Source organism: Pseudomonas fluorescens (genome assembly GCF_902497855.1).
GTDB classification, from domain to species: domain Bacteria; phylum Pseudomonadota; class Gammaproteobacteria; order Pseudomonadales; family Pseudomonadaceae; genus Aquipseudomonas; species Aquipseudomonas fluorescens_BI.
Window position 1 is genome coordinate 84,035 of sequence record NZ_CABVHU010000010.1, and the last position, 14,235, is coordinate 98,269.

The following is a 14,235-nucleotide window of genomic DNA, read 5'->3' on the forward strand; positions in this document are numbered from 1 at the left end:
ATGAGGATCGGGTGATGAATAGCAACACATTGTGGTTGATCGGCAGGCGCCTGGGCGCGGCGGTCTTGACCTTGCTCATTGTATCCATGGTGGTTTTCGCCATCACGGCGGTGCTGCCGGGTGATGCGGCGCAACAATCTCTCGGGCAATTCGCCACGCCGGAACAAGTGGCAGCCCTGCGCTTGAAAATGGGGCTGGATCAGCCCGGTGTGTTGCGTTACCTGCACTGGTTGATGAACCTGCTCAGCGGTGACATGGGACAGTCGGTGTCCAACGCCATGCCGGTCATCGATTTGATGGCCGGGCGGGTGCCCAACACTTTGATGCTGGCGGCCGCCACGGCGTTGGTGTCAGTGCCGGTCGCGTTGATGCTGGGCATAGGTTCGGCCATGGGCCGGGGCGGGCGCATCGACGGCTTCCTCAGTTTTTTCACGCTGACCATGGTGGCGGTGCCGGAGTTTCTGGTCGCGACCCTGGCGGTGCTGATATTCGCGGTGAACCTGGGCTGGTTGTCGGCACTGTCCTACGCCAGTGACATTACGTCACCCTGGCAATTCATTCGCACTTATGCATTGCCGGTGATGACGCTGTGCTGCGTCATTGTCGCGCAGATGTCGCGCATGACCCGGGCGGCGGTGATCGATCAGCTCGACAGCCCTTACGTGGAAATGGCCCGGCTCAAAGGTGTCAGCAAGACCCGCATCGTTCTGCGCCATGCCTTGCCCAATGCCATCGGCCCCATCGCCAATGCCATCGCCCTGAGCCTGTCCTACCTGTTGGGCGGGGTGGTCATTGTCGAAACGATCTTCAACTACCCCGGCATCGCCAGCCTGATGGTCGATGCCGTGACCAATCGCGACATGGCACTGGTCCAGGCCTGCACCATGTTGTTTTGTACGGCGTACCTGACGTTGGTGCTGATTGCCGACCTGTGCGCGATTCTTTCCAATCCGAGGCTGAGAAATCAATGAACAATATCATTGTGAAATCGCCGACTACGACCAAATCGGCGTTGGGCAAGATTTCCCACGGATCTTCCTGGCTCGGCCTGGTCGGCGCTGCGATGTGTGTGATGTGGCTGCTTGTAGCCATCTTCGGTCCGTGGCTGGCGCCGCATCCGGTGGGGGAAGTGGTCTCTGACAATATCTTCGACAGCCTGAGCGCTGCTTACCCCTTAGGCACCGATTACCTGGGCCGCGACATGCTCAGCCGGATCATGGTAGGCGCACGATTCACCGTCGGCCTGGCGTTGGTGGCCGCGGTGCTGGCCAGCACGTTGGGGACCAGTTGCGCATTGTTGTCGGTGGTGTCGCCCAAGTGGCTGGATGAGTTGATCAGTCGCCTGATGGACGCGTTCATTTCGATCCCCAGCAAAATGCTCGCGCTGATCATGGTGTCGGCCTTCGGCTCCTCGGTGACCTTGTTGATTTGCACGGCGGTCTTGAGTTACACCCCCGGCGCATTTCGTATTGCCCGTAGCATGGCGGTGAATATCGAAGCCCTGGAATACGTGCAAGTGGCCCGAACCCGGGGCGAGCGTCGGCTGTACATCGCCTGCGTGGAAATCCTGCCGAACATACTCAACCCGGTGCTGACAGACTTGGGCTTGCGCTTTGGCTTCATCGTGCTGTTGCTCAGCGGCATGAGCTTTCTTGGCCTGGGTGTGCAACCGCCGGATGCCGACCTCGGGTCGCTGGTGCGCGAGAACATCGGTGGCCTCAACCAAGGGGCGCCTGCCATCGTGATTCCAGCGTTGGCCATCGGCACCCTGACCATTGGTGTGAATCTGTTTATCGACCGGCTGTCGTCGCGACGTAGTCGACGCTCGGGAGGTCATTGAAATGAGCGAATTAATTCGAGTCCAGGACCTGCGAGTGGTCGCCTGTGGCGAGCTCGGCGAGGTGGAAATCGTCAAGGGCGTGAGCTTCTCCCTGGAAAAAGGTGAAGTGCTGGCGTTGATCGGTGAGTCTGGCTCTGGCAAGACCACCATTGCCCTGGCGTTGCTTGGTTATGCCCGGCGCGGTTGTCGGCTGGCGGGTGGCGTGGTGCAAATCGGCGAACACGACATGTTGGCGTTGAGCGAGGGCGAACTGCAGGGTTTGCGCGGCAACCGTGTGTCGTACATCGCCCAGAGCGCCGCCGCGGCGTTCAATCCGGCGAAAAAGCTTATTGACCAAGTGGTGGAGGGCGCGTTGATTCATGGCCTGGGCACCCAGTCTGTGCTTGAGGCCAAGGCCATCGAGTTGTTCCGCGACCTGGCCCTGCCAGACCCCGATCGCATTGGCCAGCGCTACCCCCACCAGGTTTCCGGCGGGCAACTGCAACGAGTGATGGCGGCCATGGCGCTGATCAGCGATCCATTGTTGGTGGTGCTCGACGAACCGACCACGGCACTCGATGTGACAACCCAGATTGATGTGTTGCGGGCGTTCAAACGGGTGGTTCGCGAACGTGGCGCGACGGCGGTCTATGTCTCCCACGACCTGGCCGTTGTGGCGCAGATGGCCGATCAGATCGTGGTGCTCAATGGCGGCGAAATCTTCGAACAGAGCGCTACGGCGCCCTTGCTCAAAGGCCCGGCCCACGAATACACCCGCAGTTTATTGGCGGCGGCGCGGCCGGACACCACGATCCGTCCACCTTGCGGCATCGCAGAAGAGACACCCTTGCTGACCATTCAGGGGTTGACCGCAGGCTACGGCAACAAGAACGCGCAAGGCATGCCGGCCATTCGCGTGTTGGAAGACATTGACCTGACGGTTCGCAGAGGCCAGGCCATTGGGGTGATCGGGGAGTCGGGTTCTGGCAAATCGACCTTGGCACGGGTAGTGGCCGGATTGTTGGAGCCGGCCCTTGGCGGGCTGACCTTCGATGGTCAGCCCCTGAGTGGTAGCCTGTCGTCGCGCACGGAGGAGCAGTTCCGACGCATTCAAATGGTCTTCCAGAATGCCGACACCGCACTCAACCCGATGCACAGCGTAAGCACCATTCTGAGTCGTCCGCTGAAGATGTATTTCGGCCTCAAGGGGGCAGCTTTGCGCGAGCGTATCGGCGAGTTGCTGGATCTCGTTCGTTTGCCGCGCACGATGGCTGAGCGTCGTCCGAACGAACTGTCCGGCGGGCAAAAACAACGGGTCAATCTGGCCCGGGCCCTGGCCGCCAAGCCGGATCTGATTCTGTGCGACGAGGTGACCTCGGCACTGGATACCGTGGTCGGTGCAGCGATTCTCGAACTGCTGCGCGACCTGCGCCAGCAATTGGGGGTGTCCTATCTGTTCATCAGCCACGACATCTCTACCGTGCGAGCCCTGTGTGACGACATCGTGGTGATGTACAGCGGCCACAAGATTCAGGCCGGTACCCGCAAATCGTATGCTGAAGCACCCTTCCATCCCTATACCGACTTGTTGATCCACTCTGTGCCGGAACTGCGCCAGGGCTGGCTGGAGAGCTGCGGAGCAACGACCTGCGACACGCTGCCGCCTATTGGCCCAAAAGCCAACGTACCTGGGCTGTGCACCTTCCTCGGTCGCTGCCCGGTGCGGGTAGACGGTCTGTGCAATTGCGTCGCGCCGGACCGTCGATTGATTGTTGGCGGCAGTGAAATTCTTTGCCATCACGACAGTGCCGAGTTGATGAAAACCCAGCATGCCAACAACATGATCGTGGGAGCCTATGCATGAACGGGCGCGGCTGAGCGGGCCCTCCTGCCACCTTCCTGAGGTGATGGTGTCCACCTGAAGTGGACACCATTTTTTTTAGCCTTTTTTTATCGCTCATGCGAAAAAACGCTGTTTTTATCCAAGTCCTTCAAGAGCCTGACCATAGCCGAGTGCGTACTTTGCCCAGTCCTGGAACTCTCCGCAAAGTCTGCTGCGAGAGGCTTCGTAAACGGTGATTTGTTCCAGGCGGCCTATACTTTTAACAGTTTATGCAGGGTCGCTTGGTGGTGTAATAAATCGGTGATGCAACGTTGCATCGATGCTTTCAAAGCGGGGTAACTGCTTGCCCCCTCATGACCTTAACCATCACTCAGGACCGCACTCATGAGCTTTCTTCGTCCCAAGTTCATTACCTTTGACTGCTACGGCACGTTGACCAACTTTCAGATGGGGACCATGACGCGCGAACTGTTCGCCGATCGGGTCCCTGCCGAGCAAATGGATCAGTTCGTCCAGGACTTCTCCGCCTATCGCCTGGACCAGGTGATGGGTGACTGGCGTCCATATGATGAGATCCTCAAGACTGCCCTGGCGCGGGTCTGCAAGCGTTGGGGTGTCGAGTACAAGGGCGAAGGCCAGCTCTATTACGACGCCGTACCGACCTGGGGTCCGCATGCCGACGTGCCGGCTGGCCTGGCGAAAATCGCCGACAAGATTCCCCTGGTGATTTTCTCCAACGCGATGGACGAGCAGATCATGTCCAACGTCGACAAGCTCGGCGCACCTTTCCATAAGGTCTTCACCGCCCAACAAGCCCAAGCCTACAAGCCGCGCCTGGCCGCCTTCGAGTACATGCTCGATAACCTGAACTGCGGGCCGGAGGACGTTCTGCATGTGTCCTCGAGCTTCCGTTATGACCTGATGTCGGCCCACGACATGAAGATCAAGCACAAGGCCTTCGTTGCCCGTGGTCATGAGCAACCGGCGAACGCCGCCTTTGGTTACCACCAGATCCCCGATATCGGCGGTTTGGCCGGGTTGGTCGGTCTCTGAGTGGGAGCATAAGTATGAGCGGGCGTTTCGTCAGGCTGGCCGAACAGGCTCGTCCAACCGTCCAGCTGACAGTAGACGGTACGCCCATCGAGGCGCTGCAGGGCGATACGCTGATGGTCGCGTTGCTGACTCAGGGCTCGGCGTTGCGCCAATCGGAATTCGATCCGGGGCGCCGCGCCGGCTTCTGCCTTATGGGCGCCTGCCAGGACTGTTGGGTCTGGACCCGGGGTGGCGAGCGTCTGCGCGCCTGCTCCAATGAAGTCCGTGAAGGCCTGGATATCGTCACCACACAACCGGAGGCGGTATGGCCACTGCGCGGCTGAGCACTCGAGTCGTTATCGTCGGTGCGGGACCGGCCGGCACACGCTGTGCCGAAACCCTGGTCGCCGCTGGATTCAAGCCCATCCTGATCGATGAAAATCGCCGGGATGGAGGGCAGATCTACCGGCGCCAGCCCGAAGGTTTTACCCGGGATTACGCCACGCTGTATGGTACCGAAGCCTCCAAGGCCAACGATCTGCACCAGAGTTTCGATCGCTTGCGCGGTCAGATCGACTATCGCCCGGACACACTGGTGTGGAACCTGACACCGGGGCAACTATGCTGTGTCAGTCAGGGCAGACACTCGACAGTGGATTACGACGCGCTGATCCTCTGCACCGGTGCCACCGACCGCGTGATGCCGATCGAAGGCTGGCAGTTGGCGGGCACATATAGCCTCGGCGGTGCGCAGATTGCCCTGAAATCTCAGGCGGTGTCCATCGGCCACCGCGTGGTGTTCATGGGCAGTGGGCCGTTGTTGTATCTGGTTGCCAGTCAGTATGTGAAGGCGGGAGCCAAGGTCGCGGCAGTGCTCGACACTTCACCTCTGAGCAAACGCATCCTCGCCATGCCGAAACTGTTGGCGTGCCCTGGGTTGCTGTTCGCCGGGATGAAATTATTGGCGCAGCTGTACCGGGCGAAGATCCCGGTGCATCTGGGCATTTCGCCGCTTCAAGTGCACGGCGATGCGTCCAGCGGTGTCAGTGGCGTACGCGTGCGCACGGCACGTGGTGAGACCTTGACGGTGGATTGCGATGCCGTCGCGCTGGGTTATCACCTGCGTCCGGAAACCCAATTGGCCGACCTGGCCGGTTGCCGTATGCGCTTCGATGAAGCGTCGAGCCAATGGTGGCTTGCCACGGATGAAGACGGCCGGACCTCGGTCAGCGGTGTCTATGCCGCCGGCGACGGTTCGAAGATTCGCGGTGCCGATGCCGCCGAACACGCCGGGAAACTGGTGGCCATGGCGCTGCTGGAGGATCAGCAGCAACCGGTGAATGCCGGGTTGCGCGACGAACAACGGCATGCGCTGGCGGTGATGGATAAGTTTCGTCTCGGCCTGGCGCAGGCGTTTCCCTGGCCAAGCGCCCAGGCCAAAGCGCTGCCGGACCAGGCGATCGTCTGTCGCTGCGAAATGATCACGGCCGGCGAGTTGCGTCGGGCCGTCAGTGAAAAGGGGGCTTGTGAAGTCAATCGGGCCAAGGCCTTCAGCCGGGTCGGCATGGGCCGCTGCCAGGGGCGTTATTGCTCCCAGGCCGGGGCCGAGGTGATTGCCGCCGCTGCGGGCGTCAGCGTGCAACAGGTTGGCCGACAGCGGGGTCAGGCACCGGTCAAACCTCTATCGATGCTCACCGAGGAGGTGTCGCCATGACGGTACAGAAAGCCGATGTCGTGATCGTCGGCGGCGGCATCATGGGTTCGGCGGCGGCGTTTTTCCTGCGCCAGCGCGGTCAGTCGGTGATTTTGCTGGAGCGCGACCAGATCGGCCAGTATGCCAGCGGCGTGAATTTCGGCAACGTGCGGCGCCAAGGGCGTTACCTCGGGCAGCTGGAACTGGCCAATCGTTCCTGGGCGTTATGGAAGCGCCTGCCGGAGCTGATCGACGACGACCTGGAGTTCATCGCCAGCGGGCACCTGCGGGTGTGTTACCGCGAAGACGAGATCGCCGAACTGCAAGCCTACGCAGATGCTCCCGAGGCGGAGCAGCTGGACTTGAAGATCTTTCGTGGCGAGGAGTTGCACCAGCGCTTTCCATTTCTCGGCCCGCAGGTGAAGGGTGGCTCCTATGCCCCCCACGACGGGCACGCCAACCCGCGTCTGGCGGCCCCGGCGTTTGCCCGGGCGGCACGTCGCTTCGGTGCACGGATTGAAGAGCGCACTGAAGTGGCCGAGGTGCACAAGGTCGGGGACGCGTTCAGCATCAGGACTACCGATGGTCGTGAGTTCAGCGCGGAGCGTTTGCTGGTGACCGCGGGCGCCTGGGGGCAAAAGCTCTCGGCGCAGTTTGGCGAACCGGTGCCGCTGGAGACCAAAGGCCCGCAAATGGCCGTGACCGAACCGGTGCCTTACGCCTTGCCAACGGTGATCGGTGTGTACACCAAAATCGAGGAGGAAATGATTTATTTCCGCCAGATCCCCCGCGGCAACATCGTCATCGGTGGCGGCTACCGCAGCAAGCCCGACATGCTCACTCGTCGGGCCCAGGTCGAGCCGCGCAGCATCCTCAATCAGTTCGAGCAAATGCGTCGTCTGCTGCCGGGTGTCGGCAACCTGAACATCATTCGGGTCTGGAGTGGCATCGAAGGTTACCTGCCTGATTCCCTGCCTGTCATGGGGCCGAGCGGCACCGTCGATGGTTTGTATTATGCGTTCGGTTTCAGCGGCCATGGCTTCCAGCTTGGGCCGGGAGTGGGCGACGTGATGGCGGAACTGATCAGCACCGGTAGCACCAGCACTTCGATTTTGCCGTTTTCCATCAACCGGTTCGCTTCATCAGTCGAGCAACGGAGCAAGGTCTCATGAAATCCCGTGTATTGGAGATTCTCAAACGGTTGATGGCGTTCGACACCGTTTCTTCGGAGTCGAACATGGCCTTGATCGAGTACGTGCGCGATCTGCTGCTGACCAAGGGCATCGAGTCATTGATCGTCAAGGATGAAAGCGGCAAAAAAGCCAATCTGTTTGCCAGCACCGGTCCAAAGGAAGTGCCGGGGATTTTGCTGTCCGGGCACACCGATGTGGTACCGGCAGCGGGGCAGGCCTGGACCTTCCCGGCGTTTCAGGCGACGGTGCAGGACGGGCGGATTTATGGCCGTGGCAGTTGCGATATGAAGGGCTTCGTCGCACTGGCCATCGACGCCATGCTCGATGCCGCCGATCATTCATTGAACCGGCCGTTGCAACTGGCGCTGTCCCATGACGAAGAAATCGGTTGCGTGGGTGTCCGACGCTTACTGGATGTGTTGCATCTGGCGCCGGTGCGGCCGTTTCTGTGCGTGATCGGAGAGCCGACCAACATGCAGTTCGTGCTCGGGCACAAGGGCAAGGGTTCTTACCGCACTTACTGTCGCGGTCTGGAGGCACATTCCTCGCTGGCACCGCGTTCGGTCAATGCTATCCACGTGGCCTGCGATTTCATCGCCGCGCTGCGTCATAGCCAGCAGCAGTTGCAAGAGCAGGGTGCTCAGGACCCCGATTACGATGTGCCCTACAGCACCGTGCATGTCGGGCAGATTGTCGGCGGCAAGGCACTGAACATCGTGCCGAACCTGTGTACCCTGGATTTCGAAGTGCGTAACTTGCCGGCGGACGACCCGGATCAGTTCCTGGAGCAGATGCGCGAACGGGCAGAAATGATCGTGGGCGAAGCGAAAAAGCTGTCCAGCGTAGCGGATATCGAGATCGAAACCCTGAACGTTTACCCGGGCCTCGACACCCATCCGAGCGTAGAAGCGGTGCGTTTTCTGAAAAAATTCGCGGCGCCGGGCACCGGCACCGCCAAAGTCTCGTTCGGCACCGAGGGCGGGTTGTTCAAACAACGCCTGGATGTACCGGTGGTGGTCTGTGGCCCGGGTTCGATAGAGCAGGCACACAAGCCTGACGAGTTCATCGAAATCAGCCAGATGGAGGCCGGCGAGCATTTCCTGCAAGGGATATTGGGCTCGATGCGGTTTTAAGTATCCCGCTTGCTTGCGCTGAACAGGCTTGTTCAGCGATGCCCGCTTGGCATCGGTAGCTCTACATCACTCGATTTTGAGCGGACACATCTGCATCGTCCGATTGCGACGATGGCCCTCACCCACCAACAGTAGAGCCTGCCGTCGAATCCTGATTTTCAGCATTCAACGCTGCCGGGGCGGCGCTTTCAGCATCCTCGTCTGTGGCGACACAATAGACTGAAGGCTGTCTCGGAACAGGACTCGACCATGCTCAAGAATCGCCTGAAAGACCCCAGCCTGCTGGTAGAACTCGCTTACATCGACGGTCAGTGGCTCAGCGCCGACGACGCCGCGACCCTTGACGTCATCGACCCGGCCAGCGGCCAGTTGCTCGCCCGCGTACCCGCGATGCAAGGCAGCGAAACCCGACGCGCCATCGAAGCGGCCGAGCGCGTCTGGCCGGCCTGGCGCGCACGCCCGGCGGCAGAACGGGCGGCGCTGCTGGAGCGCTGGTATCAGGCGATGATCGACAACCTCGACGACCTGGCGCTGATCATGACCTGTGAACAGGGCAAGCCGCTGAATGAAGCCAAGGGCGAGATCCGCTATGGCGCCAGTTTCGTCAAATGGTTCGCCGAAGAAGCCCGCCGGGTTTACGGCGAGACCATACCGGCACCCAGCGGCGACCGCCGTTTGCTCACGCTCAAGCAGCCGGTCGGCGTCTGCGCCGCGATCACCCCGTGGAACTTCCCCAACGCGATGATCACCCGCAAATGTGCACCGGCCCTGGCCGCCGGGTGCACGATCATTGTCAAACCCTCGGACCTGACCCCGCTGTCGGCCCTGGCGCTGGCCGTGCTCGCCGAGCGGGTCGGCATCCCGGCCGGGGTGTTCAGCGTCGTCACCGGCATGCCCGCCGCCATCGGCGAAGAACTCACCGGCAATCCGACAGTGCGCAAGATCTCCTTCACCGGTTCCACCGCTGTCGGTCGGCTGCTGATGCGCCAGAGCGCCGAACACATCAAGCGCTTGAGCCTGGAACTGGGCGGCAACGCGCCGTTCATTGTGTTCGACGACGCTGATCTGGAACAGGCCGTGGCCGGCATCATGCTCAGCAAGTTCCGCAATGGCGGCCAGACCTGCGTTTGCTCCAACCGGATTCTGGTGCAGGACGGGATCTACGAGCGCTTCGCCCGGCGCCTGGTGGAGGAGGTAGGCAAACTCAAGGTCGGTAATGGCCTGGACGCCGACGTGAAGATCGGCCCGTTGATCAATGCGGCGGCGGTAAGCAAGGTCGCCCGGCATATCGACGATGCCTTGGGCCAGGGAGCCCGTCTGCTCTGTGGCGGCATTCCCGCGGGCGACAGCCAGTTTGTCCAGCCCACGGTACTTGGCGAGGCCCATGCCGGGATGTTGTTGGCCAACGAAGAAACCTTCGGCCCGGTTGCACCGCTGATGCGCTTTACTACCGAGGAAGAAGCGCTGGCCCTGGCCAACGCAACGCCTTATGGCTTGGCCGCCTATTTCTTCACCCAGGACTTGCGCCGTTCATGGCGGTTCGGCGAGGCGCTGGAGTTCGGCATGATCGGTCTCAACACCGGGCTCATTTCCATGGAAGTCGCCCCATTCGGCGGTATCAAGCAATCGGGCCTGGGTCGCGAAGGCAGCAAGTACGGCCTGGATGAATACCTTGAAGTCAAAGCCTTCCACATCGGTGGGCTGTGATCCGGTCACCCTTTGAACAGCTATTGAGGAGCCACGATTGATGAGCAAACCATTCAGAATCGCCGCGATTGCCGGCGATGGCATCGGCAAGGAAGTCTTGCCGGAAGGGCTGCGGGTACTGGAGCAGGCGGCGAAAAAATGGCAACTGGATTTGAGTATCGAAGTGCTCGATTGGGCCCACTGCGATTATTACCTGGAACACGGGCAGATGATGCCCGTCGACTGGTTTGAACAACTCAAGGGTTTCGACGCGATCTACTTTGGCGCCGTGGGCTGGCCGGACAAAGTGCCGGATCACATTTCCCTGTGGGGGTCGCTGCTGAAGTTTCGCCGTGACTTCGACCAATACGTGAACATCCGTCCGGTACGCCTGTTTCCTGGCGTGCCGTGTCCGCTGGTCGGACGCGAAGCCGGGGACATCGACTTCGTGGTGATCCGCGAAAACACCGAAGGCGAGTATTCCTCGGTCGGCGGCAAGATGTTCGAAGGCACCGAGCATGAATTCGTGCTGCAGGAGTCGGTGTTCACCCGACGTGGCGTGGACCGGATTCTCAAGTTCGCCTTCGAACTGGCGCAGACCCGACCGCGCAAACGTCTGACGGCGGCGACCAAGTCCAACGGGATTTCCATCAGCATGCCCTACTGGGACGAGCGCACGGCGTTGATGGCCGCGCAGTACCCGGACATCACTTGGGACAAGCAACACATCGACATCCTGTGCGCGCGGTTCGTGCTGCAACCAGATCGTTTCGATGTGGTGGTGGCGTCGAATCTGTTCGGCGACATCCTGTCCGACCTGGGACCTGCCTGCGCCGGTACCATCGGCATCGCGCCTTCGGCCAACCTCGACCCGGAGCGACGCTTCCCCTCGTTGTTCGAACCGGTGCATGGCTCGGCGCCGGATATCTATGGGCAGAACATCGCCAACCCGATTGCGATGATCTGGTCCGGCGCCCTGATGCTGGACTTCCTGGGCAATGGCGATGAGCGCTACCGGGCGGCCCATGACGGTATCCTCAGGGCCATCGAGCAGATCATCGCCGAGGGGCCGATCACCCCCGACCTGGGCGGGCAGGGCTCGACCCAGGATGTCGGCAAGGCAATCGCCGCGGCACTTTGAGCTGAGGAACACCCGGTCGGCTTCACCGCTCTACTCATTCTTGTGTGTCACCCTTGATCGTTCCCACGCTCTGCGTGGGAATGCAGCCCGGGACGCTCTGCGTCCCAACAGCGGACGCGGAGCGCCCGGTCGGTCTCACCGCTCTACTTATTCTGGTATGTCACCCTTTTAGCCCGTTCACACTGCGGGCTTTTTTTTGCGCGCAAAAAAGCTGGACAGTCATTTCTTAAGGCAGCCAGCGGCCGTGCTTTGCTCTCTATCTACGCAACTATCGACCCGGCGCACGGCCCCGGATGGACTATTTGCGGACTATTGAGGGGAGGGTTGTCGTCTTTGTGCGCGCAGAATTGGCTCGAATACAACCGGTCGAACATATCCCATTCGGCCAAAAGCGGTCTACGTACTGGCACGAACAGGAGGTTCGTGAATATTGACGACAATAGCTACTAAAGCAAGCCGAAGTCGCTGTATCCATCCGGTTCGGGCGCTCGTCGCGCCCACAGGCTTCAATGCCGCGATGAGTGATCTCTTGAGAGCCGCCTGGACCATTAATTGCAACTCCCAGCCGACATAGACAAGGGGTCAGTATTTTTTTATCGAGTCTTCGAGCGTGCGCGCCTGAACGTCAATGGGCGGGTCCGTGGGCTCCTCAGTGGATGGCTTATCGTCGCCCATGGATTTGCGCAACCCCCTGATCGTGTCGCCGAGGTCCGAGCCCAAGCCTTTCAGGCGCCTGGTGCCGAACAGCATGATCACGATCAACAGGATGATCAGAAGTTTTCCGGTACTGAAGCCACCTATTCCCATTGTCCATACTCCGTAGCAAATGATTGATCAACTGGGTGGTGGGGCCGGCGGAGGAGAAATCCATCTGCCGGCGCTAATGCCGTTCGAGTTACTTGCAGACGTAGAACTTGCGCACGTAGACGCTGCTCGTCCATGCGCATGGCGCGCCTAGAGCCAGGAACACCGTATCGCCAGTGTTGACCGTCAAAGGGGGCCCGTCCGCCACCTGGAGGGAGATGCTGCCTTCGAGCAGGTGCATCAATTCATGCATCGTGTGCGGTCTTGCCCTGCGGGTATAAGGCGTCGAGTCCCAGACGCCGATGCGCAGGTTGGTCGCTTCTTCGACGAACAAATTGTTCGAGCGACATTGCGGTGTCGGGCTCACCAGGATGTCTTCACCCGGTGGTGTCGAGGGAGAAAGCAGAGCTTGCCGGGGGAGAGGCGTCAGCCCGATATTGCACGCCTCGACAGGCTGGATATCGGCGCAGAATGCCCAGAAGGAGTCGGGTTGCGCTTGGATCTTAACCGAGGTCCCGCGGGCGATTACGGCGCTGTCACCAGGATTGAGTTGCAGCGAGCGATCCTGGCTCTGCAGTGTGACTTGCCCAGCGTGCACCACGATCATTTCGCTGTAGGGATATTCATCGACGCTGAATTGTCCGCCCGCCTGCACCACGCCGGCAGCAATGTCATCCGGCCCGAGATACGCGATCTGCCTGTCGAAAGGGTCGTTGTCCCCTAATGAACCGGGGGTGAATTTTGTTAGAACGGGACTGCCGTCGGCGTGTGCCAACAGCACTGCAGTGGGTTCTAGCATGAGGGTGTTTCTCCAAGGGTGTGTTTTGTGAACGGTGTATGTAAGGGTGGGTTTGCTCAGCCGATGGCCTGAGTTACCAGGGCAAACTGACGCACGCCGCCGATCGCCTGCGGTGGGATGCCACGAGCCATTTGGGCAACGGTGTCGACATGCTTCAGCCCGGCCTCTTCCAGCCAAGGGGACAGTCCGCTGTCGGACGGTATGTCCATGCGCACGAATGCGTCGGGCACCTGGGCCAATAACACCGCGATCAGGTGCCTGGCCTGCTCTGGATTTTCCGCAATGAGCGGGCCGATGCAGCGACCGCGACCAAATGGACGCAGCATGGCGAATGCACGCAGTTGACCCTCGCGCTCGATACCGACCGAGTGCTCGACAGTGTCGAACAGATCATTGAGCACGGCGTGTCGATTCAGGCCGCTGCCGGCGTTGGCCAGGCGGATCTGATCGGCCCGATCGGCTTCGGTCAACGGACGGCAGCGTTCGCCTGTTGGTAGCTCATTGGGTGCAGAGGGCAGTGCTTGCCCCTGATGTTGTTGTATGTGCCCAAAGTCCACGAATCCCTGACTGGCATAAAGTGGAGCGCCGGCCAGCGTCGCATTGAGAATGGCGGTATGCGATCCGCAAGCCTCGAGTGCCAGCTCCATCAGCTTGCGACCTATGCCTTGACCCTGGTACTCGTCGCTGACGATCACCAGGCCGATGGTGGCGTAATCTCCCTGCGGACAGGTGAAGGCGGTACCGATCAAGCGGCCTGCGTCTTCTACGACAAAACCCTGCGCGATGCGCTGCAACATGGCCCAGTCTTCCAGGCGGTGGGGCCATTTCAACTGTACGGACAAGGCATGGGCCAACGGCACATCTGCCGGGGTCATGGGGCGGTAGCTATACGCGGGGCGTTGCGAATTGGACATGACAGATCTCCTTGGACAGGGAGCGTGAGCGGCTGGATTTCTCTGCTGAAAGTAGGGGTATCTCACCTGCCGAGGGGCCTGGCAAGAGGCACCCGTTGATTCGGTAGATTCTGTAAGCGACAGCGCTGCAGGCCACAGTTACTGCTCAAATGGGTGGCGGGATCGGCAGCAAATACCG

Annotated in this window: 13 protein-coding genes; 10 read left to right on the top strand and 3 right to left on the bottom strand. The window is 60.7% G+C overall.

The window, feature by feature from the left end; translation table 11 throughout:
- The first annotated feature begins 14 nt into the window (after positions 1–14).
- The 10 genes from F8N96_RS20155 to F8N96_RS20200 all read left to right on the top strand — a co-directional run bounded on the left by F8N96_RS20155 (position 15) and on the right by F8N96_RS20200 (position 11,540).
- A complete protein-coding gene (locus F8N96_RS20155; protein WP_150799297.1) occupies positions 15–971 on the top strand; it encodes an ABC transporter permease in 957 nt (318 codons plus the stop codon).
- The gene (locus F8N96_RS20160; RefSeq protein ID WP_150799298.1) at positions 968–1,840 is read left to right on the top strand and encodes an ABC transporter permease; all 873 of its coding nucleotides are present in this window, start codon (positions 968–970) and stop codon (positions 1,838–1,840) included. The genes F8N96_RS20155 and F8N96_RS20160 overlap by 4 nt, the downstream gene beginning before the upstream one ends.
- Position 1,841: 1 nt before the next feature.
- Entirely contained in the window at positions 1,842–3,683 is a 1,842-nt protein-coding gene (locus tag F8N96_RS20165; protein ID WP_150799299.1) for an ABC transporter ATP-binding protein, read from the top strand.
- Between the two features lie 363 nt (positions 3,684–4,046).
- Positions 4,047–4,715, top strand: coding sequence for a haloacid dehalogenase type II (locus F8N96_RS20170; RefSeq protein WP_150799300.1), 669 nt, complete (start codon positions 4,047–4,049; stop codon positions 4,713–4,715).
- A gap of 14 nt (positions 4,716–4,729) precedes the next feature.
- Positions 4,730–5,038 (top strand): (2Fe-2S)-binding protein, encoded by a 309-nt coding sequence (locus tag F8N96_RS20175; protein ID WP_150799301.1) that lies wholly within the window; start codon positions 4,730–4,732, stop codon positions 5,036–5,038.
- Positions 5,020–6,408 carry an NAD(P)/FAD-dependent oxidoreductase gene (locus tag F8N96_RS20180; RefSeq protein WP_150799302.1) on the top strand — a complete coding sequence of 463 codons (1,389 nt, stop codon included), beginning with the start codon at positions 5,020–5,022 and terminating at the stop codon, positions 6,406–6,408. Before F8N96_RS20175 ends, F8N96_RS20180 begins: the two co-directional genes overlap by 19 nt.
- Complete coding sequence (locus F8N96_RS20185) at positions 6,405–7,559, top strand: NAD(P)/FAD-dependent oxidoreductase (protein WP_150799303.1); 1,155 nt, start codon at positions 6,405–6,407, stop codon at positions 7,557–7,559. The genes F8N96_RS20180 and F8N96_RS20185 overlap by 4 nt, the downstream gene beginning before the upstream one ends.
- A complete protein-coding gene (gene argE / locus F8N96_RS20190; RefSeq protein WP_150799304.1) occupies positions 7,556–8,713 on the top strand; it encodes an acetylornithine deacetylase in 1,158 nt (385 codons plus the stop codon). Before F8N96_RS20185 ends, argE begins: the two co-directional genes overlap by 4 nt.
- Positions 8,714–8,962: 249 nt before the next feature.
- On the top strand, positions 8,963–10,420 hold the full coding sequence (locus F8N96_RS20195; protein ID WP_150799305.1) for an NAD-dependent succinate-semialdehyde dehydrogenase: 1,458 nt from the start codon (positions 8,963–8,965) through the stop codon (positions 10,418–10,420).
- 40 nt (positions 10,421–10,460) lie between these two features.
- Positions 10,461–11,540, top strand: coding sequence for a tartrate dehydrogenase (locus tag F8N96_RS20200; protein ID WP_150799306.1), 1,080 nt, complete (start codon positions 10,461–10,463; stop codon positions 11,538–11,540).
- A gap of 582 nt (positions 11,541–12,122) precedes the next feature.
- On the opposite strand, the gene F8N96_RS20205 is transcribed toward F8N96_RS20200, so the two are convergent.
- The 3 genes from F8N96_RS20205 to F8N96_RS20215 form a co-directional block, all read right to left on the bottom strand.
- The gene (locus F8N96_RS20205; RefSeq protein WP_150799307.1) at positions 12,123–12,347 is read right to left on the bottom strand and encodes a twin-arginine translocase TatA/TatE family subunit; all 225 of its coding nucleotides are present in this window, start codon (positions 12,345–12,347) and stop codon (positions 12,123–12,125) included.
- 88 nt (positions 12,348–12,435) lie between these two features.
- Positions 12,436–13,143: a cupin domain-containing protein gene (locus F8N96_RS20210; RefSeq protein ID WP_150799308.1), complete on the bottom strand. Its 708-nt coding sequence runs from the start codon at positions 13,141–13,143 to the stop codon at positions 12,436–12,438.
- Between the two features lie 56 nt (positions 13,144–13,199).
- Positions 13,200–14,057, bottom strand: a complete 858-nt coding sequence (locus F8N96_RS20215) for a GNAT family N-acetyltransferase (protein ID WP_150799309.1) — start codon at positions 14,055–14,057, stop codon at positions 13,200–13,202.
- Between the last annotated feature and the right edge of the window lie 178 nt (positions 14,058–14,235).